The sequence below is a fragment of the Aporhodopirellula sallentina SM41 genome (assembly GCF_000346505.1).
Classification (GTDB): domain Bacteria; phylum Planctomycetota; class Planctomycetia; order Pirellulales; family Pirellulaceae; genus Rhodopirellula; species Rhodopirellula sallentina.
In genome coordinates this window covers 1-20,526 of record NZ_ANOH01000488.1, presented here as the reverse complement: position 1 = coordinate 20,526, position 20,526 = coordinate 1, and the positions used below count along the sequence as shown (strand labels likewise).

Below are 20,526 nucleotides of genomic sequence, written 5' to 3'. Positions count from 1 at the left end.
GCCAAGACTTTCGGCGATTCACGGGGTCTGATGATACCCGTGCCGGTTCATTGACTTGTTGGCCCCCCGAGGCTAACGACAATGAATTCGCCTGATGCTGGAGCGCGTGGTTGTGTGCATCCCTCGCTAGCGCATCGGGCTATTAAATCAACCGCCCGTTGGCGAGTTTAGCTACTTGGATTCTGAATTTGGCGTGTTCGATCCTGTAGGTGGATTCGTCAGACTTTAGGGCATCGAATTTAAAGCACCGACAACTGGCGACATTGGTTTGCTCGCTTGCGAAAAAGACCTCGTTTCTTGTGTGGCCCCTTTTGCCAATCAAGCCCATCAACACGGCGCGCCAATTCTATTGACTTTTGACGTAAGTGCTTTCGGTGTGGTGATTTGTCCTTTCTGGTGAAATGGCAGGTGACACGAATCTGACACGTGAGACACTGGTCCATTATCTTGATAGCGATTGCTCGCTTCGCACCTATCCGAACCGTGTGATGAATCGACCGCGCGTCGAAACTTCGGCCCGGTGAACGCTTCCTCGCCGCGACGAACGTCGAACGGATGATGAGCTTTCGAATAGGTCCTGTATCTTGATATCCCACCTCCCATGTTGTCACGCCATGCCGCAACCATTCTTGCGAAGTGCATTGATCGTTCTCGCAGTGCTTGTCTCTTCCGGACCCATCATTGCCGAAGACGGCTTTCATGTGCTCCAGTGCCATACCGACTATCAAACTCCTTTGATCCCGGGTACGGAGTTCACTGTCCATCAAACGGATCGTCCGCAGCCTCCCCGCGTCATCCCGGGCGAAATGGATTCGCAGGCGCCGCCGTCGGACGCGATCGTACTCTTTGACGGTCGTTCGCTCGAACACTTCCGGCCGACCAAGTGGACGGTGCGTGAAGGTTGGATTGTTGCGGGAGCAGGCCCCTTGGTGACTGAAGACGCTTTCGGAGATTGCCAATTGCATGTCGAGTGGCGAACCCCTGATCCGCCGACAAATAACCCGATGAATGCGGGGAACAGTGGCATCTTCTTCATGCAAAAATACGAGCTACAAGTATTCGATTCCTACACCTGCAAGATCTATGCGGACGGATCCGCGGGGGCGATCTATGGACAAACACCACCTCTGGTGAATGCGTGTCGCCCACCTGGGCAATGGCAAACGTTCGACGTCTTCTTTGGTTCGCCAAAGTTTGACGGAGACCGGCTCGTCGCTCCGGCCCTGATCACCGTTTTGCACAACGGTGTCTTCGTGCAGGTGGACACTGAGATTTTGGGGCCAACACGACATCAAAAGTCACTTCCCTATGAACCGCATGCCGATCGGATGCCAATCCTGTTTCAGGGTCACGGCAGCCCAGTCGCGTTTCGAAACATCTGGGTACGTGACCTCGCTAACTCGAACAACTCGACAAAGGAGCAACTCCCATGACCGTTCAAAGGAATCGACGCGACCTTCTCAAAGCGACCGGAATTGCGGCGACGGGATTGGCCGCTGCTCCCGCGTTTGTTCCGGCCCACCTTTTCGGGAAGAACGCACCGTCGAACCGAATCACGATGGGGTTCATCGGTGTCGGACTGCAGGGACACGGCGTCAACCTGAAGATGTTTCTCGAGCAGAGCGACTGCCGGGCGGTCGCCGTTTGTGACGTCAAACCGGAGGCTCGACAACGGGCTGCTAAATCGGTCAACAACGCCTATGGCAACCAGGATTGCTTCGTAACCGATGACTTCCGTGAGATCCTTCAGCGGGACGACATCGATGCGGTCTGTATCTCAACGCCCGACCATTGGCATGTTCCGATGTCGACCATGGCTTTGGAAGCGGGCAAGGACGTGATTTCTGAAAAGCCAACTCTGACGATTCAGGAAGGTCGCGAACTGGTTGATGTTGTGAAGAAAACCGGGCGCGTGTTTACGGTCGGATTGGAAGATCGATCGCTGCCTCGCTATCACAAACTCGCCGAAGTGGTTCGCAATGGCGGCATTGGGAAACTGCACACGATCCATGTCGGATTGCCGTACAAAAGCAAGGTTTGGCAGAAGCTTCCCGAATCCCCCGTGCCCAAAGGCATGAACTACCGACTCTGGCTCGGCCCCGCGCCGTACGCTCCGTACTGTGCCAACCGGACGCATCCACAATGTTGGCGACAAATTGAAGACTATGCCGCCGGTGTCCTGACTGATTGGGGCATGCACCTCTGCGATACGGCGCAGGTCGCGAACTTCTCAGAGAACACCAGTCCGGTGAAAGTCGAAGGCGTGGGCGAGATCCCCGAGAACGCGTTGAACAGTGTTCCAAATAAGTTTGAGTTGACGTACACGTTCGCCAACGGAGTCGTCATGCACGTGAAGTCAACGAAAGCGAGCATCCGATTTGAAGGTTCCGACGGATGGTGCGGGAACAACAAATGGAACACCGCGTTGATGAGCGACGACCACTCGATCTTCGACGAAAAATACACCGACAACAAAATGTGGCCGCGTCCTCCTCGCGAACAGAGGAACTTCTTGGACTGCGTGCGTTTTGGAGCGAAACCAAACTACGACGCCGAAGCCCTTCACCGACTCAGCACCACCCTGCTGATCGGCAGCATCGCAATGAAACTGAAGCGTCCGTTGCAGTGGGACCCCGAACGTGAAGAATTCATCGACGATGCGGAGGCAAACGCAATGCGATCGCGACCACGTTCCAACGAATGGATGAACTTTTAGAACACAAGCGTTTGTGGTGGTATCGGCTTCGAACGCCACGGGCTGTTGACTCCGCAAACGTCCAATATCAATCAGCTAACTCGATCGACTTTCTTTGAATTGGAGCGTACCGATGCAATCGTTGTTTCCTCGTTTTGCAAAATCCATCGTCGGGGCTGTGATCCTCGCCGCATGGATCGCAAACGCTCGGGTGCACGCCGAGTCTCCCGCCCTACCGTTCGAGCCCACCTGGCAATCACTCGAGCAGTACGAGTGCCCGGAATGGTTTCGTGATGCCAAGTTCGGCATTTACGCGCACTGGGGGATCTATTCCGCGTCGATGGGGACACGGAACACGGATTGGTACGGACGCAATATGTATGTCAAAGGACATCCCAACCGCGTCTTTCACGAGGAGACCTATGGTCCGGTTTCCGAGCATGGCTACAAAGACCTGATTCCTCGGCTCACCGCTGAAAAATTTGACGCCGATCAGTGGGTCGATTTATATGTCGAGTCAGGAGCCAAGTTCGCAGGCCCGGTCGCCGAACACGCCGACGGGTTTTCAATGTGGGATTCCAAAGTGAATCCGTTCAACGCGGCGGCGATGGGGCCAAAGCGCGACGTCGTGGCGGAGATGAAAACGGCGATTGAGAAACGCGGTCTGAAGTTTGTCACCAGCATGCATCACAGTTGGTATTGGGGATGGTTCCCAACGTGGGATGAAAACACCGACACCACGGATCCCGAATTCCGTGAACTCTACGGGCCGATACTTCCTGCGACGGCGCAAAAGATGGCACTGATTGGACGTCGAGACAACAACATGGTGATCCATCCGCGTCCCACGCCTCAGTTCGAAGAACAATGGCTGAACAAAGTCCGCGAGGTCGTCCAGGGTTATTCACCGGACCTGCTATGGTTCGACAATCGCATGCAGATCTTGACGGAAAACGTTCGGCTCAAGATGGCATCGGAGTTCTACAACCATGCGATCGCTGGTGCGCAAGAACCGGTGCTCACGTTCAAACGACCGGACATGAAATTGGGGACAGGCACCGTTGATCTAGAGCGTGCACGCATGCCTGACATTTACCCCGAACCATGGCTGACCGATACATCGATCTCCGCATCATCATGGTCGTATGCGGACGACATCACGTACTACGACGCGAACCGAATCGTCGATGACTTGGTCGACATCGTTAGCAAAAACGGGTGCTTGCTATTGAACATCGCCCCGCACCCCGACGGAACGATCCCCAAAGAGCAGCAGCGGATTTTGCGAGAAGTCGGCGCGTGGTTGAAGATCAACGGGGAGGCGATCTACGGTTCGCGTCCGTGGCTGGTGTTCGGTGAAGGGCCGTCGCAAACGCCGACCGGGCACTTGGCCGATCAACACTTCCAAGGCTTCCAGGGCGAAGACATCCGATTCACGACGCAGGGGAACACTCTCTACGCAATTGCGTTGGGCGAACCGACCTCCGGCCACACCGTCACGATTCATCAACTATCATCGGCGTTAATGTCCGAAGCGATCGACGACGTTCAACTACTCGGATACGACGGTTCGCTCCAGTGGCAGCAGTCGACAGAAGGTTTGTCGATCGAACTGCCGAGCGATCTGCAACTCAAACACGCGTTCGTTTTTCGAATCGACCGAGAGATTTAACCACTCAATATGCTCGAATTGGGTGAACCGGTTCGAGCGAAATACACGCACTCCACCCTTTCTCGCCACCCCCTTCCCGCCCTTTGACGTTTGATCTTGGGGGAATCGCGTGGCGTCGATACAGAACCGCGCACACCTCCCCGTCGTATGCTCGGGTGAGTGGCCGTGCGGTAATGGCACCGGACCCCGAGGGTGGTTTGAGCTGCCCGCACTTGGTAGCCTAAACACACTTTTCCAGACAGTTCCGCTCTATTTCCTAACCTTCCCCGCTTCCCATAATGAGGCCCGCCGTGACTCCGTCCCTACGTCCTTCCCGTCGGCAAATTCTGACCGCTGCCGGTATCGGTGCTGCTGGTTTTGCGTTCCCGATGTCGCAGAAATCCTTTGCCGATACATCACCGAACGAACGCCCGGTCTTCGCGACGATCGGATTGCGAAATCAAGGTTGGGCGATCACGAATAAGTCGTTCCAGTTCGCTGACTTTGCCGCGTTCGCGGACGTCGATGCCAATGTGCTCGGTGAGAACGTTGAACGTGCCAAAAAGCGGCAAGGCAAAGCTCCCGACGGATATGCCGACTACCGGAAGATCCTCGATCGCGATGACATCGACGCGGTCATGATCGCAACACCGGATCACTGGCACACCAAAGTTGCTGTCGAAGCGATGCTCGCGGGCAAAGACGTCTACTGCGAGAAACCGCTGACGCTGACGATCGCGGAAGGAAAACTGATTGAAAAGATCGTCAAGCAAACCGGTTGCGTCTTCCAAGTCGGCACGATGCAGCGAACCGAATTCAAGAAACGGTTCCTGCAAGCGGTCGCGTTGGTTCGAGACGGACGGATCGGCGACATCAAGAAAATCACCTGCGGGATCGGCGGCTCGGAAAGCTCCGAAGTGCTTCCGAAGGTCGACGTGCCCGAAGGACTGGATTGGGATTTCTGGCTTGGACCGGCACCGAAGACTGCTTATCGTGCGTTGCCTGAAATGCGAAAAGGTTACGGCGGCGGCGTACCTCGCTACACCAACTGTCACTATGCATGGCGGAATTGGTTCGAGTACTCCGGCGGTCAAATGAATGACTGGGGTGCCCACCACGTCGACATCGCCACATGGGCGTTGGGCGCAGACACGACCGGTCCTAATAAAGTCACGCCAGTGAGCTATTCGCTGCCGGTCGAATACAAAGACGGTTACCCAACCGTCGAAGATCGTTACAACGTTCCGACCAAGTTTGAGATCCTGGTCAACATGCCCGGTGACATCCCGTTGGTAATCACCAGCAGCGGCGACAACGGCATCATGTTCGAAGGAACGAAAGGACGTTTCTTCGTCAACCGCGGTAAGATCGTTGGCAAGCCCGTCGAGGATCTCGAATCGAACCCGTTGCCCGAAGGAGCGATCGAAGAAGTCTACGGCGGCGCGGTCGCTCGCAACCATACGGACAACTTCATCCAAGCGATGCGGGATCGGACGCAACCGATTTCAGATGTTTGGTCGCACAACCGGATGCTAGAAACCTGCCACCTGGCCAACATCTCGATCCGATTGGGACGCGAACTGAATTGGGATCCGGACAAACGCGAAATCATCGGCGACGAAGAAGCCAACTCGTTCCTCGCTCGCGATAGCCGCGAGGGATACGAGATCGACGGCATCTAGAGCATTTTGGGATCGGACGTATCCGCTCTCGTTATGTGAGTCGCCAGAATTCAAGCCTCGGATTCTGGCGACATCATTTGCTTAGACGCGCTAGCAGGTTGTGCAGCTCTCTTTTCGGGTAGTGGATCTTGTGAAAGCTGTCAGTCACCCATAGGTCGGTGCTTATCCCGGGCGGGATTTCGAGCCATTAGCCCCAGGTCGCGTCAGCGCACCTGGGGAGATCGATCATAAGCAGTTCTGACCGCCCCCAAAGGTTGTCACAGCGCAACCGTCTTGATGAATCTGCGACCACCTTCGGGGTCGAAACTGGGCTTTACTCACAAGTCCGGCGGTGGTCGCTTCGCTCGGCCGCCGGCAAATTGCTAAAACACCTTCGGCGGAAAGAGTCTTGTCGGTAATCAACGGCTTGTGAAAGATCCTGTTGCATGAGGATCTTTGACAAGATCCACGACCGTCTATCCGAAGACTGGGCTGCATTGGCAGGTGGCTTTGACGGTCGCGTTTAACGTTGATAGATCGGCAGGAAGCCTCGATCGATCTGCAACATGGTCAGGTTGCAGGCGGTGACGTACACCGGATGGATCTGTCCTTCCCAGGAACCGTCGGCTTGCTGCTCGGCGGAAATCCGATCGTACAACCGGTCACGAAACGGGAACCACAACTCGTCTCCTTGTCGGTAAACGACTTGGCTGTAGTACAGGTAGGTGTAGTGCCAGTGGCCGAACGACTGGCCGGCCTGTCCGATATCGTGAAGCGATTCTTTGCTGTAGGCGAGCATCTCGGGAACGTGTTCGCTGTCGTAGTCCCCGGCGTTGTAGAGGGCCGCGAGAGCCGCTGCTGTGATCGCGGGTCGGCTGCTGCCTGTTTGACGGCTGCTGTAACTGATTCCGCCGTCAGGGTTCTTGCAGCGGTAGATGTACTCTTTCGCCTTTTCGATCACCTCGCTGCTGACGGGGATGCCAGCGTTTCGACATCCGCGGAGCCCTTGAACCTGCGTGATGGTCGTGCTGCCTTCATCGAAATCGTTACCTTCCTTCGCCGAGACATACCCCCACCCGCCGGCGGCGGTCTGGGCGTTGCCGCTGAACTCGACCGCCCGGCTGAGCACATCGACGAGCTCTTCGCGTCGGTCGAGCAGGCCTTCTTCGCCGAGCACCTGTGACAGGAAGAGCATCGAGAACCCGTGCCCGTAGGTGTATCGCGAATCTGTTTGCGGGTCGCCGATCAGCCCGTTGCTGCGGGATTTGCTGATCAAAAAGTCAGCCGCTCGGGCGATTTGACGGGCGTAGGGTCCCTGGGTCGTCGTGCTGCCGCTGGCGATCAGAGCAGTGCCGGCGAGGGCCGCCATCGCGGTCGGGTAAACCGTCGTATTCCACTGGCCGCGCGAAGACTGTTTGCTGCTGAGCCAATCCAGTCCGCGGTTGATCGCCTCCTGCCATTTTGGTTTGGGGATCGCCGCGTGGGCTCGGGGGGAGAGTCCTCGGGGGGAAAGCCCCCCTAACGCGGCCGCGACGCCGCCTCCGACCGCAACGTTTCGCAAAAACCGACGGCGATCGAGTGATGAGCGGTTCATAAATGTCCCCTTTTCGGAAGAACGGCGTCATTTTGGGAGCGACTGAGCACGATCTACCATATCAGGAAGTCGCCTGATCGAGAAACGTGCGATTTTCCAAGAAACCAGTGAAGTTGTAACGGCTGTAACGTCGATAACGATTGTGCCACCGATTGGCTGGACTCGAATCGCACGAGAGGCGTACCACGATGACAAACAAGATGAATCTACGAACGACCGTCAGCACATTCGTGGCTGCGACTACGTTGTTGACCCTTCTGACCGCGACGACTGGCTGCCAGGTGTCGCTCAATGGTCAAACGCTGCCAAGCCCGTATTATCTACAGGACGACGTCCAGTATTTCCCTGCCGGGCCAGAGTTCAAGCTGCCGCGTGAAGCAGCCGCTCTCCGCGCAGCCAAAGCCGAAGAGAAATTGAACCAACGATGAGCCAAAACCGAACCCCGCACCAAGAAAAGATCATTCGCAATTACTACGAGAATCGCGACGTGATCGGGCTGCAAAAAGCCTCCGAAGCGGTAACGGATCTCTACCTCAGCGAAGGGAAAAAGCGCGCCACCATCTGGAAGCGGTTGGCCAGCCATCTGGAAAAGATCGGCGTTTCCGAATCGCAAATCGAGGCACTCCGAGAAGCCGACGACCCGGCCGCAGTCGCCAAACTGCTCGAAAAGTACTCGGGCTAACCCATCTGTCCCGGTGGCCATCTACCGCCGGACGTCAATTTTAGCTGGCCGAGTTTTAACCGGCTGGTTTGTTGACCGGTCAGGTCTCGGATGAATACGCCCTCGCTTTTGATGGCGTTTTTCTTCGGGCACTTTTTTCCGTGGCGGGGCTTTCTTCGTCGCGGGGACGAGCTCGCTTGGCAAACCGTATCGGCGTCACTACCGGAGGCCTCACGGCCATTCGGCTCACGACGCCGGTTGAGGGCTGTGGATTCCCCGGAAGCCGGCGACTATCCCGCAGGCATCTCATCAAGTAGCCATGGGTTGAGCACAGCGACACCTACGGATGCCGGCACCCAATGATGATTTGCCGCCGGCCGGGGTCATCGCAGCCAGGCCTGAAACTCCGCGCCCCCTTGAATAAACCTCAGATGTCTTCGGGGTCAAAAACTTCTCTTTTCGATCTTGTTCCGGTGGTGTTGGCTACGCTCGACAGGTTCTAGGTGACTTCCCAGCGGATGGCCAGCAACCGGGCGGCTAGCAACAGCACAAACGCGGTTGCCATCAGCACTGCGAGTTGCGGGCCTAGCTCGCCCGGCGGCAGCTCACGCCAGAAGACTTTGTCGTATCCGTCGAGCGCCCACGCGTTGAACGTCCACAGCCCCGCACGTTGCAACGGTTCGCTCATCACATAACGCGGCACCATCGACCCACCGAGTGCACTCATCGTCAAAACAGCGACAACGGAGAGTCCGCCGAGTTGGCCGCGGGTTCGACACAGTGTTGCCAGGAAGAGACCAAACGATGCCGCCGCAGACGCCGTCGCGACCGTCATCATCGCGAAACCGTCGAAATGCTCGATCAGGTTCAATCCGAAAACGAGTTGCGCCCAAACAAACATGACTGTCACCTGAACGCACCCTAAAAGGGTCAGGTAAAACCATTTGCCTAACAACAATTGATCCATCGTCATGTGCGTGGCTAGCAAACGTTCGAGCGTCTGGTTCTCTCGCTCTTCCAACAAAACACCGCCTCCCGTCGTCGCACCGAAGAGCAGGAACATGACTGCGATTCCGGCGGCATAGACGCTGATGACAGGATTGGTCTTTCCCTCGCCAATGACATTGACCACGTCTATCTTCGGAGGAGCAAACGACGGCGGCAGGATCGCGTTCCCATCGTTTGCCGATGCCCCTGATTCGCCCGCCGCCGGTTTCGACGCGACATTGCGAACGAACTGGGCAAAGTCGGCTTGTTCGGTTTGCATTTGCTGAGGCGACAATTGCCCCGACTGAAGTTGCTCTGACTGAAGTTGCCGCGACTGAATTTGCCCTGGCCGCAAGTGTTCCGGTTGCGAGCGTTCCGATTGCAATGGCTGCTCTGGACTCGACGCCCTGTTGTCGGCTGTCGACACAGGGGGTTGGACGCTCGGTGGCGTTGGTGCGGAGCCCATGATGATCGCGCGAGTAACGAGCGCCGTGACCACTTGGCTGGCCACTTGGTCGGACGCGTCGTTGAGCAGTTCTGCGGCGAGTTGTTCGTCTTTTTGATCGATCACCACAGCGATCGTTGCTGTCCCGCGACGCACCATCGACTCCGCCGTCGCTCGATCCACGGTGGTGGAATCCGACGATCCCCGGATCACCTTGAGACCTTCGTTTTCGCCAAGGCTATCGAGCACTTCCTGGCATCGATCGGTGACTGTCGGCGCGTCTGTCGTTTCCGCCGCACCGTTGACCAACACCACCTTCACCCGAGGCGTTGTGCCAACACCGCGCGTGAAGATCAACGCAAAAATGCTGAAGAAGGCGATCGGCACGACGAACGTCAGCAACCATTCGACACGATTGTGACGAAGGCGACGTAAATGAATTTCGATGACTTTCCAAATCACTTCGGTTCAGTCTCGTAATTCGTGGCCGGTCAGGTGCAGAAAAACATGATGCAGCGACGGGCTTTGCACCTCGACGTCAACGACGCCGTAACCCGCCGCCCCGATCGCGTCGATCAACTGTGGCAGTCCGATCGCGATCTCGGCCACCTTCGCCGAAATGGAATGCTCCCCCGGAGTCACCGACAGTGGCAATCCACACGTCGCGAGTGGTTCGTTTCCCTCCCCACGGAGTTCTTGATCCAACCGCACGTGAACGTTGCGGTCACCGCCGATCGTCTGTCGAAGGAGTTCGTCGAACGTGCCCGACGCCACGACGCGGCCACGGTCGACAATCACAATCCGGTCACACTGAGTTTGCGCTTCATCGAGATGGTGAGTCGTTAGCAGGATCGAAGTGCCCCGATCGCTCAATTGATCAAGCATCGAAAAGATCCGCTGCCGGCTCTGCGGGTCCACCCCGACGCTCGGTTCGTCGAGCAACAAGACCTCCGGTTGATGCAACACACCACACGCCAAGTTGACGCGTCGTTTCATCCCTCCCGAAAAGGTCGACACGAGGTCATCGCCTCGGTCTTTCAACCCTGTCCACTGCAGCGCCCACTGAACGCTCTTGCGAAGCTCCGATCCGCGGAGTCCGTGGAAGCGGCCGAACGCGGTGAGATTTTCGCGCGTCGTCAGGTCGGCATACAACGCGATTTCCTGCGGTACCAATCCGAGTGTCTCGCGGGCGGACGATCGATCGACCGGTCTCCCGAGCAACTCAATTTTCCCCGAGTCAGGCCGCGTCCGCCCCGAGAGGCATCGAATCATCGTTGTCTTCCCTGCCCCGTTGGGGCCGAGATACGCCAGCCGTTCGCCTTGCCGGAGTTCAAACGAAACCCCGTCGAGGGCGACATGCCGTGATTGACGCGATCCTCCGAAAGGCCACACACCGCCCTCCCGAGCGTAGCTCTTTCGCAGCTCGTTCACCAATACAGCGGGGGGCGTGGTGGTTATCAACGCGGTACTCGGGTGTTGATGTGGGATGACGCACCCGGAATGGTACCGCAATCGCAAAGCTCACGGAAACCGCAAACTCAGCCCCCGCTTTTCTGGCCGTTTCGCACCACTTTCACTCTGCCTTTGGGTCGAAATACAACGCACCGGTCGGGCAGGCGGCGATGCATTTCTCAGCCAACTCGCCCATCGCCTCGTCATAGCTGCCGCCAAACGGAACACCGACGCGAACGTCGAAACCACGGCCAACAAACGACAGCCCCAACGATTCACGAGACTCCGCAGCGATCTGAATACACAATTCACACTTGATGCATTTCCCGGGTTCGAACAAAACATTGCCGCCCCGGCCGAGCACCTCGTAGTTCCCTTGTCGCGACCCGAAACGGTTGGGGTCGGCACCGTATCGGGCGGAGTAATTTTCCAAACGACAATTGCCGTGGGCGACGCAGCCACATGAAAGGCACCGGTTGGACTGATCGGAAACCTGATCGGAAACCTGATCGGACGAATACTCTTCCTGCTTGGTCAAGATTTGCACGGGCACGGACACCGCACCGGCGAGGAACTGTTTCATCTCGTCCGTCGCTACCCGTCCCAAACGAGACGTGAACGGTTTGGCCGGCGCGGCGACGGACTTTCCAGACAGATACTGGTCGATGCACTGAGCAACCTCTTTGCCGTCGGCGGCACTCCGCACAAAAAGACATTTCCCACGCACTGCCGATCCAGCCGCGAAGACGTTTGCTCGTTCGGTTTGGTAAGTTTCGCGCGCGATCTCGAGACCGCGACGCGAAGTTTTCAACGACCACTCGTCAGCCAGATTCATTGCGTCTGCCCCCGCAGCGATCAGCACAACATCGTGTGACTCGGCCAGATTTTCAAATGCTTCGCGTGAGTCGACCGGCGTTTCCGTTTGGACATCGACGTCCAATCGAACGATCTGTTGGATTTCCGCGTCTAGTGTTTCTCGCGGCAATGATTCCGGGTCCGGCTCGTGACGCAGTCTGCCTCCGAGTTGTTTTGTCGCTTCGATTAAACGACACGCGTGACCACGTTGGCGCAAGTAATAGGCCGCCGACAAACCGGTCGGTCCCGCACCGATGATCGCGACTCGTTTCCCGGAGTCGGCGGCACACTCCGGCGCATACACTTGTTCTGCATCGAGATCTTGGTCGGCGGCGTAGCGTTTCAGTTCGCATACTGAAACGGGATCGTCCGCGGAACTCCTACGGCAACCTTTCTCGCACGGTTTGGTGCAAATCCGCCCCAAGATCGCCGGGATCGCGATGTCTTTCTTGATCGTTTCGATCGCCCCGTGCAAATTCTCTTTGCTGAGTTGTCGTAACATCAACGGAATATCCATGTGCGCCGGACAGGCAAAGAAACACGGGGCCAAACAATCGCCCACATGATCACTGAGCAACAACTCCAGAGCAGTCCGACGCGCCGCATGCACCTCCGGCGTTTCGCTGTCGATCTGCATGCCATCGGTCACTTTGGTGGCACAGGATGGCATTAGTTTGCCACTCTCTCGCTCTCGCACCAAACAGACCTGGCACGATGTCGAAGGCAAATATCCCTTGAGAAAACACAACGTCGGAATCTCAATGCCTAACCGATTGGCTGCATCGAGCACCGTGGAATCTTCGGGAACGTCAATCGTTTGGTCGTCAATCGATATCGTGGGCATTTATCTTCTCACCACTTCGACAGCGTTTTCGGGACAGACGACGCGGCAGGTATCGCACGCGGTACATCGATCAACGTCCACGACATGTTGGGAATAGGGGACCGCCGGGATCGCGTCGACGGGACAATGTTGAGCACACAGCGTGCATCCGATGCAGGAGTCATTGATGTGATACGCGATCAGATCCTTGCACTTGCCCGCCGGGCAATGACCGTTGATGTGGGCTTCGTATTCATCGCGGAAGTATTGCAGCGTAGAGAGCACCGGGTTGGGCGCCGTTTTGCCGAGCCCGCACAGACTGCCGCTCGAGACGCTGTGGCATAATTCCTCGAGTAAAACCAGATCCTTCTTCTTTGCTTGACCTTTACAAATCCGTTCGAGAATCTCCAGCATTCGTTTCGTTCCCACGCGGCAATACGTGCACTTCCCGCACGATTGGTCTTGGGTGAACCGCAGGAAATAGCGAGCGATATCGACCATACAATCGGAGTCATCGAGGACCACCATTCCGCCGCTGCCCATGATCGCACCGACATCGCGAAGAGCCTCGTAGTCGACCGGCGTGTCGGCCAAACTCGCCGGCACACAACCTCCCGATGGCCCGCCGATCTGGACCGCTTTGAACCGCCGACCGTTGGGAACACCGCCACCAATTTGGTCAACGATTTGGCGAATGGTGACACCCATCGGAACTTCGATCAGACCTCCCCGTTGGATCTTCCCTGCTAGCGCGAAGACTTTGGTCCCCTTGCTGGTTTCCGTTCCGAACTTGGCGAACGCATCACCTCCGTGTCGCAAAATCCACGGCACCAACGACAGCGTTTCGACGTTGTTGATCAACGTCGGCTTCTCCCACAAACCGGATTCGGCCGGGAAAGGAGGACGCAAACGTGGGGTTCCCCGCCCGCCTTCGATCGAATGAATCAGCGCCGTTTCTTCGCCGCAGATGAACGCCCCCGCACCTTCCTTGACAGAGAAATGGAGCGAGTAGTCGGTGCCGAGAATCGAGTCGCCGAGCAAACCGGCGGCTTCACACTCCGCGATCGCATGCCGAATCCGCTGCACCGCGAGAGGGTACTCGGCCCGGATGTAGAAGTATCCTTGATGAGCCCCCGCGGCGATCGCTGCGATCGCCATTCCCTCGATCACTCGGTACGGGAAGGACTCCAAAATCATGCGGTCCATGAACGCGCCCGGATCACCTTCGTCACCATTGCAGATCACATACTTCGTCTCCGCGGTAACGCCCCGCACCGTCCGCCATTTGATCGCCGATGGGAACCCCGCTCCGCCACGTCCTCGCAGTCCGCTCTTTTCGATCTCGTCGATGATCGCCTCGCCAGTTATCTCGCCAGTTGTCTCGCCAGTTGCCCCGCGGGAAAGATCGTTCAAACATTGTTTCAACGCCACGAAACCGTCATGCCGTCGGTACTCGTCGAGGTCCAACGGATCGATATCGCCACAGGACTCCGTCGCGATTCGTTTCTGTGGGCCGAGGAACTCACAGACCGGACCTTCTTGTGGCGAGACCGCTTCGACGAGAGCGTCCGCGCCGTTCTCGCGTCCGTACAACCCGGCAACCCATTTCGACCACGAGGTTCGCATCCGCGCCCCGAGTCCCGACGGCTGAAAGTTTTGCAGAACGATCTGCTCGACCTGTTCCGCCTGCACGTGACAGTACAACCGGCTCGTCCCATCACTTTGCACAGTTTCGAGCAGAGGCGTTTGATGGCACATGCCAACGCATCCGACCCGTTTCACATCCGCGGCGGCACCAATCGAACTGACCACGTCCTGAACTTTGTCAAAGACGTGACCGCTGCCCTGGGCGACACAACACGACCCAAGCCCGACACGGATCTCGCCGACGGAAACTGCGTTTGCTGAGCGATTTCGGTTTCGCAAATCACGACGAGCGGTCTTCTGCTCGGCGGACTGGCGTGCGAACCCACGCACGGTTGCCGGAACACTCTGAGGAGTCAAACGTCCGTAGGTCGCCTCATCGATTTGGACCACGGGAGCCAACGTGCAACATCCCAGACACGCGACCGGTTCGATCGTGAATTGCCCGCGACCGTCGGTATCCTCACCGGGTTTCAAACCCAAATGCAACGCGATCGCCTCCTCGATGAGGTCAGCTCCCTTCACATGGCAGGCGGTTCCGCGACACACCTGAATCGCATGTTTTCCCATCGGCCGATGGCGAAACTGCGTGTAAAAGGTAGACACTCCCTTGATCGTCGACGGTGCGATCTGCGTCAATTCACACACCCGACGCAACGCCGCATCAGGCAGATAGCGATACTCGGTTTGGATCGCTTGCAAGATCGGAATGACCGCCTCCACTCCGCGACCGTTCTGAGTCACCGCCGATTCGACAAACGCCAAGTCAACGTCGCATTGCGTCGACGCCAGGTCGTCGCAGGTTCCGTTTCGAGATTCACTTGTGGTCTCGTTCATGATCCACCGATGCAGAAAAGATGGTTGTCCCCACGAACATAAATCCGTTCACCGAGAACCGCGGGGCTGGCCGAAACCCTTTCGCCAAAGTCCGCTTCCCAAACCGTCTCGCAGCCTTCTTTCGTGGCCGTCACCAACCAACACAATCCCGACTCGCCGATCAACAGAACGTGTTCACCGATCCGCGTCGGCGACGCTTTGAACCCGTCGTCAAAATCGACTTCCCACAAAGGATCGCCGGCCTCGACGATGTCATAGCTGGTCAACGTTCCGAACGACGCCAACATCAAAATCATGTTGTCAACCAGCAGTGGGCTAGTCGTGTCGGGGGCGCCAAAGTCGACGATCCAATCGACGTGCGTTTCGGTGACGTCACCGCTGCCTCCCAACCGGATTGCGGCACCGCCGGGGACCTCGTTGCAAACATAAACAATGCCATCGGCGGCGACCGGAGAAGGGCCGACGTCTTGGTACAGCGCGTCGCACCGCCACAATTCCTCACCATCACTCGCTCGGTAGGCGATCACCCACGGATTGGCACACGTGATGACTTGGCGTTCGCCTTCGTATTCAACGACCAACGGAGTCGACCAAGACGCCGGGACGTCACGTTTGGTCTCCCAAACGGTTTCACCAGTCGCCCCCGCGAGAGCAATCAACTGCGATTCCGGTTCGTCTTCACTGCCCTGATCCAATTGCACCAAGACCACATCGCCCTCCGCGACGAGTGAAGAGGCATGCCCGTACGGATTGTTCGGAAAGCCAAATTCGCGACGCCATGCGATCTCGCCATCGAACGACACGGCAACCACGTCCCCGTGCGCAAACATGGCATACACCCGCACGCCGTCGGTCGTCATCGTCGGGGCCGCGAACCCGGTGTCGTCGTTGACCTCCATTTCCACCGGTTCTCCGTCATCCAACTCCGGCGCAGGCAGTGGCACATCCGTTTGCCAAACCAGATCGCCACTGCGAGCATCGAAACTGCACACCGTTCGTCGTTCCGCGGTCGCACCGCAGAGAAAGACGCGATCTTCCCACACGATCGGCGAGTTCGATCCCGGCAACTCCATCGGCGATTTCCACAAAATCCCTTTCTCGGATTCGACGTCCCACGCTTCGGGAATCGACGCGTTGAGCCCAACACCCGAACCGTCGGTACCGCGAAAACGTGTCCAGTTTTTGAGTCTCGTCTGGAGGGTGGGCAATGGCTTCGCCTGAGAAGTCGGCAGCAAGTCTTCCTCGATCGCCGCTCGATCCGTTTGCTCGACATCGCTCGCTGCTTCAGTCAATGTCTCCTGGCTATTCGTGCCCGTCGACATAGCGACGATTGATTCTGGTTCAGGAAACAATGCCGCGAGCTGGTTCGCATTGGACGGCAACACACTTCGAGCTGAAACAATCAGCCAACCTGAAAACAGCAGCACGCCCAACGCGAAACCACCGACGGCGGAAATCGACTGCACACTGATCGTCGCGTCCGGATCACCGCCATCGCTCACCATCTCGCCAAGGATGGGAGCCCGCCTGTCAATCGTCGCAACCATCTTGGCCGACGCAACGGCGACGAAAACGCTCGCCAACAGCAACCAACTCGCCACGGTCATGAACGCCCTGCGGTCGAAGTACTCCTTTCGCAGTTCAACGTCGAGCACGCGAATCTGATTGGCAATCGCGCCGTGTCTTTCCACGTTGCCTCGGGTATCCTGCAAGGATTGTTTCAACTCCGCGAATGTCCCGTTCAGACTCGGATCCGTCTCGCGGGCGAAGAAGCTCACCAACATGACCGTCACGATCAAAACGGATAGCGCCCCTGCGATGATTGCGATCCGCCGCCACGCACGTTCGTCACGCATCAACGATTCCCACATTGGTTGCAGCGGTCGGCTCATGTGATTTGCACCAATTGAGACGGTTCGGGCTGTTCATTCGCCACATTTTTTCCCGCCGGAGCATCACCCACCGGGCAGTACCAAAAGCATCGACCGCATGAAACACAGTTTTTAGTGTCCGCCCGATAGTCGGCGTGAGGCCGGCGAATCGCGAGCGAAACCAATTTGACGCTAATCACCACGCCGATCCATGCTCCCAACAGCAAACCGAGACGGCCGAACTGCTGCTGTTTGACGAGGACACTTTCAAACAGCACTCGCTCGTCACGCCGGGCGTTACGAAATGCGTCGCTCGCATCGGTCGTTGTCGTGGCCAGGCCTAGCGTTTCCATGCGTAGTTGTTGCGCGAGTTGCACGTCCAGATCCATTTGCGAGAGAGGAACACGCATCATTGATCCGGTCGCAGCAAACACAGCGACGATCAATGGCGATGCCAACAAGATCCAACCGAGCCGACTGCGGCCGCGCGACGCTTCACTCGGTAACGCAGGAGCCACCGGGGCCTCGATCGCGCCGTAAGGACACGCTTCCGAACACAGTCCGCAGGTGATGCACTGCGTCGGCGGAATGCGAACATGAAACCGCGAAAAACGCGAAAACACGGACAAAACGGCTCCGTACGGACAGAGGAAACGACAATACGGCCGCCCGATGAACACACCGATCAGCAGCAGCACACCGCCGGCGATCATCATGTTCGCGTTTCCCCCGAGTCGAAAGAATCCGACAAACGGGTCGTAGCGACAGATCAAAAACGCAGTCCCGGTCGCAGAGAAGATCACCGCCGCACCGAGATAGATCCACGCGAGCAGGCCGAGCGAATGATCCACCCAACGCGGGATCTGGACGTTTTTGATCGACACGAATTCTTGAATCGCCCCGAGCGGGCAGACCGCCGCACAAAACGTGCGACCGAAGAACAACGTGAACAACAACGGCAAGAGGAAAAACACAACAACCGTGATCGGAATCACGTAAGCCGGGTCAAACAGAGCGAGTGAAACGTTCTGCGTCGCACCGATGCTGCAGACACACCCCTGCCGCACAAATCCGAACCAAACGAGCGATGCAAACGACAGTGCAAACAGATGCTTGCGAGAACGCGTGACCAACGCAAAGTAACTCGCCAATCCCAACGCAATCGCCAACGCGGCGACGTCGACGTATTCCCAACCGGCACCATCGCCCGGTGGAACCTCCGTCGTCGGGATCGCGTGCGAAGTGAAATCTGGCGTCGGAATCAATTCCGCCGTCGCATTCGAAGACACGACCAGAACCAACCCGATCACCAGGATGCGGACCATCACGCTCCTGATCCGAATACCTGACTGCCAAATACCTGACTGCCGAATGCCAAAGCACCGAGCAAACGCAATTCGCGGCTTGGTGTCTCTTTCCGGCAGTGAGCATGCAGCGTTCATCGCATCGTCACCATCCGCATCAACTTTGCGACCGGATCGTCTTGCGCGAGAGCCTCATCAGCGAGTTTGCTCTCGTAAAGCGACTGTGCTTGAGCTTTGACCAGGTACGGTTTCTCAGCAGGGACTCGCGTGTACGCCTGCGTCGGACATGCTTTCTCGATCGCACATTCGTTGCAGTTGACGCATCGGTCGTGCATCACCTGCAGGTACAACGATCCGTTCATCAACGCACAACCTTTGACGCACTTGCCACATCCGATGCAAGCGTCTTCGTCGATCGTGTACTGATAAAACCGCTGGCCCGCCTTGTCTTCCACAAACTCACGAACAACCGCGGCCGTCGGACACAATTGGTTCTCGGCCGCGGTGTTGACGTCGTCGTAGTTGGTGTCGAGATAGCCTGTGCAGATATCACAATACCCACACATGTCAAAGCACTGCACACACTTGACCGCCGATTCATCGAGCACGCAGTAGGTCGAACAGTGACTGCATCCGATGCATTTATCGGGATCAATTTGCCACCGTGTTTCCTCCGCGTCACCGTGACTCCCCGCGAGCAGTCCACCGAGCGTCCCCAGCGCGATCGCGCCGGCAACACGCGTTCCACGCATCATGAACTCGCGGCGGTCTGCAACGGGAAGAGCGCCCGTGCCGGTAGGTTGGTTTGCGCCAGTGTGTTGGTTTCGATCAGACACGACGAGGCTCCCGGCGTTTGGCTCGTTCGATCGCGGCGGCCGGTAATGCACAACGCTGCACCACGATGCAATCGCGGCAGGCGTCGACCGGCTCGCTGCATTCGGACGTCAGACGTCGCTTGGCCAAAATCCACGCCACCGCCGCGATCACCGTTGCCAGTGACCATCGAACGCTCGCTTGGATCCATTGGCGGCGGTTCATCTTATTGCTCGTTCTCTTTATTTTCGACGAAGACTTTGTTTTCGACCAAGACGAACTTCCGTATCTCATCGCGTGCTTGGTCGAGCACCAACACGTTGCCCAGCGGGTCGACGTCGATGTCAAAAACGTCCGCAACGAGGACCAGTTCGTTCTGGATTCCGTCCGTCTGTGTCGAGTGCCGCTGCATCAACTGCTGCGTGCCTGCGACGAGACACTGCATGTTGCCTCGGTCGTCGTAGATTTTGATCCGAGCGATACCCTTTTCGGAAGTGACAAATCGTCCGCCCGGCAACACTGCGATATGCACCGGATTGCAACACCCGAAAAAGTCTTCGATGTTCGCCCCTGCCTGGCCCCATTCCGATTCTTTTTTTCGGTCCGCGGTATAGGTCTCGATTCGGCGCGCCCCCGGATTGACGATGTGTATCAATCCGTTGGGCTCCGCCGACAAATCGAAATATTCGCTCGGCACAACAAATCCGCTGCCGATGTCCTCGACGCGATTTCCCGATGCGTCGAATACCATCACGGTTTGGTTCCCCGCGTCCGCGACGTACACGCGATCGTTTGAGGCGGCAATCGCCGTCAACAGCGGGTACTTTGCATCGATCGACCACGAATCAACCGGCATCCCGTCGGCAGCAAAGACCTCAACGGTGTTTTCACAACCGACGTAAATGCGTCCTTCATGAACATGCTGCTGGCCCGCCACCACGACGCAGCGTGGGCGTGACGGCAGTGGCAATTCCCACAGCAATCCGCCCGCGTCATCCAGGATGGTGACCGATGTTTCGCCACAGAGCACGATGTTTCCATCCGGCGCGACGGCAAATGAATGCGAGTCGGTTACCGGCAACGCGATCGGTTCGGATTCGGTGTAGTGCAACAGGGAATCGTCAATTTTAAGTTGCCGAGAAACATCGAATGCAAAACTGCGTCCCGGATCGGTCAACGATTCCATTTTAATGACAACGGCGGAAACACCACCGAGAATCATGACGCTGAGCA

16 protein-coding genes are annotated in these 20,526 nt (G+C 57.4%); 6 read left to right on the top strand and 10 right to left on the bottom strand.

Annotated features, from left to right (window positions below):
* The first annotated feature begins 656 nt into the window (after window positions 1-656).
* The 4 genes from RSSM_RS31170 to RSSM_RS31155 all read left to right on the top strand — a co-directional run bounded on the left by RSSM_RS31170 (window position 657) and on the right by RSSM_RS31155 (window position 6,028).
* Window positions 657-1,433, top strand: a complete 777-nt coding sequence (locus tag RSSM_RS31170; RefSeq protein WP_201767249.1) for a 3-keto-disaccharide hydrolase — start codon at window positions 657-659, stop codon at window positions 1,431-1,433.
* Complete coding sequence (locus RSSM_RS31165; protein WP_008689499.1) at window positions 1,430-2,716, top strand: Gfo/Idh/MocA family protein; 1,287 nt, start codon at window positions 1,430-1,432, stop codon at window positions 2,714-2,716. The genes RSSM_RS31170 and RSSM_RS31165 overlap by 4 nt, the downstream gene beginning before the upstream one ends.
* A 112-nt stretch (window positions 2,717-2,828) precedes the next feature.
* The gene (locus tag RSSM_RS31160) at window positions 2,829-4,367 is read left to right on the top strand and encodes an alpha-L-fucosidase (RefSeq protein ID WP_008689498.1); all 1,539 of its coding nucleotides are present in this window, start codon (window positions 2,829-2,831) and stop codon (window positions 4,365-4,367) included.
* Between the two features lie 278 nt (window positions 4,368-4,645).
* The gene (locus RSSM_RS31155) at window positions 4,646-6,028 is read left to right on the top strand and encodes a Gfo/Idh/MocA family protein (RefSeq protein WP_081613946.1); all 1,383 of its coding nucleotides are present in this window, start codon (window positions 4,646-4,648) and stop codon (window positions 6,026-6,028) included.
* Window positions 6,029-6,530: 502 nt separating this feature from the next.
* Here the strand turns inward: RSSM_RS31155 and RSSM_RS31150 are convergent.
* Entirely contained in the window at window positions 6,531-7,601 is a 1,071-nt protein-coding gene (locus tag RSSM_RS31150; protein ID WP_008689494.1) for a prenyltransferase/squalene oxidase repeat-containing protein, read from the bottom strand.
* Window positions 7,602-7,801: 200 nt separating this feature from the next.
* Between RSSM_RS31150 and RSSM_RS31145 the strand changes: the two genes are divergently transcribed.
* Together RSSM_RS31145 and RSSM_RS31140 are read left to right on the top strand one after the other, a co-directional pair.
* Entirely contained in the window at window positions 7,802-8,029 is a 228-nt protein-coding gene (locus RSSM_RS31145; RefSeq protein ID WP_044304147.1) for a hypothetical protein, read from the top strand.
* Complete coding sequence (locus tag RSSM_RS31140; RefSeq protein WP_008689489.1) at window positions 8,026-8,283, top strand: hypothetical protein; 258 nt, start codon at window positions 8,026-8,028, stop codon at window positions 8,281-8,283. Before RSSM_RS31145 ends, RSSM_RS31140 begins: the two co-directional genes overlap by 4 nt.
* Window positions 8,284-8,761: 478 nt before the next feature.
* On the opposite strand, the gene RSSM_RS31135 is transcribed toward RSSM_RS31140, so the two are convergent.
* From RSSM_RS31135 to RSSM_RS31095, 9 genes are all read right to left on the bottom strand, one after another.
* Window positions 8,762-10,156: an ABC transporter permease gene (locus RSSM_RS31135; RefSeq protein ID WP_008689487.1), complete on the bottom strand. Its 1,395-nt coding sequence runs from the start codon at window positions 10,154-10,156 to the stop codon at window positions 8,762-8,764.
* A gap of 6 nt (window positions 10,157-10,162) precedes the next feature.
* Window positions 10,163-11,155 carry an ABC transporter ATP-binding protein gene (locus RSSM_RS31130; RefSeq protein ID WP_236621521.1) on the bottom strand — a complete coding sequence of 331 codons (993 nt, stop codon included), beginning with the start codon at window positions 11,153-11,155 and terminating at the stop codon, window positions 10,163-10,165.
* 112 nt (window positions 11,156-11,267) lie between these two features.
* On the bottom strand, window positions 11,268-12,845 hold the full coding sequence (locus RSSM_RS31125) for an FAD-dependent oxidoreductase (RefSeq protein WP_008689483.1): 1,578 nt from the start codon (window positions 12,843-12,845) through the stop codon (window positions 11,268-11,270).
* A complete protein-coding gene (locus tag RSSM_RS31120; RefSeq protein ID WP_008689481.1) occupies window positions 12,846-15,305 on the bottom strand; it encodes an NAD(P)H-dependent oxidoreductase subunit E in 2,460 nt (819 codons plus the stop codon).
* Window positions 15,302-17,197, bottom strand: a complete 1,896-nt coding sequence (locus RSSM_RS31115; RefSeq protein WP_008689479.1) for an outer membrane protein assembly factor BamB family protein — start codon at window positions 17,195-17,197, stop codon at window positions 15,302-15,304. The genes RSSM_RS31120 and RSSM_RS31115 overlap by 4 nt, the downstream gene beginning before the upstream one ends.
* Complete coding sequence (locus tag RSSM_RS31110; RefSeq protein ID WP_008689476.1) at window positions 17,194-18,501, bottom strand: 4Fe-4S binding protein; 1,308 nt, start codon at window positions 18,499-18,501, stop codon at window positions 17,194-17,196. Before RSSM_RS31110 ends, RSSM_RS31115 begins: the two co-directional genes overlap by 4 nt.
* Before the next feature lie 113 nt (window positions 18,502-18,614).
* Complete coding sequence (locus RSSM_RS31105; RefSeq protein WP_236621520.1) at window positions 18,615-19,316, bottom strand: ferredoxin; 702 nt, start codon at window positions 19,314-19,316, stop codon at window positions 18,615-18,617.
* Window positions 19,309-19,518, bottom strand: a complete 210-nt coding sequence (locus tag RSSM_RS31100; protein ID WP_008689473.1) for a hypothetical protein — start codon at window positions 19,516-19,518, stop codon at window positions 19,309-19,311. The genes RSSM_RS31105 and RSSM_RS31100 overlap by 8 nt, the downstream gene beginning before the upstream one ends.
* A 1-nt stretch (window position 19,519) precedes the next feature.
* On the bottom strand, window positions 19,520-20,526 hold a 1,007-nt coding region (locus RSSM_RS31095; protein WP_144060265.1), incomplete at its 5' end, for a hypothetical protein.

What these genes read in the sequence shown, in the direction of transcription:
- RSSM_RS31165 (WP_008689499.1), top strand. Translation starts at nt 1,430, where the DNA reads ATGACCGTTCAAAGGAATCGACGCGACCTTCTCAAAGCGACCGGAATT.
- RSSM_RS31160 (WP_008689498.1), top strand. Translation starts at nt 2,829, where the DNA reads ATGCAATCGTTGTTTCCTCGTTTTGCAAAATCCATCGTCGGGGCTGTG.
- RSSM_RS31155 (WP_081613946.1), top strand. Translation starts at nt 4,646, where the DNA reads ATGAGGCCCGCCGTGACTCCGTCCCTACGTCCTTCCCGTCGGCAAATT.
- RSSM_RS31150 (WP_008689494.1), bottom strand. Translation starts at nt 7,601, where the DNA reads ATGAACCGCTCATCACTCGATCGCCGTCGGTTTTTGCGAAACGTTGCG.
- RSSM_RS31145 (WP_044304147.1), top strand. Translation starts at nt 7,802, where the DNA reads ATGAATCTACGAACGACCGTCAGCACATTCGTGGCTGCGACTACGTTG.
- RSSM_RS31140 (WP_008689489.1), top strand. Translation starts at nt 8,026, where the DNA reads ATGAGCCAAAACCGAACCCCGCACCAAGAAAAGATCATTCGCAATTAC.
- RSSM_RS31125 (WP_008689483.1), bottom strand. Translation starts at nt 12,845, where the DNA reads ATGCCCACGATATCGATTGACGACCAAACGATTGACGTTCCCGAAGAT.
- RSSM_RS31120 (WP_008689481.1), bottom strand. Translation starts at nt 15,305, where the DNA reads ATGAACGAGACCACAAGTGAATCTCGAAACGGAACCTGCGACGACCTG.
- RSSM_RS31115 (WP_008689479.1), bottom strand. Translation starts at nt 17,197, where the DNA reads ATGAGCCGACCGCTGCAACCAATGTGGGAATCGTTGATGCGTGACGAA.
- RSSM_RS31110 (WP_008689476.1), bottom strand. Translation starts at nt 18,501, where the DNA reads ATGGTCCGCATCCTGGTGATCGGGTTGGTTCTGGTCGTGTCTTCGAAT.
- RSSM_RS31100 (WP_008689473.1), bottom strand. Translation starts at nt 19,518, where the DNA reads ATGAACCGCCGCCAATGGATCCAAGCGAGCGTTCGATGGTCACTGGCA.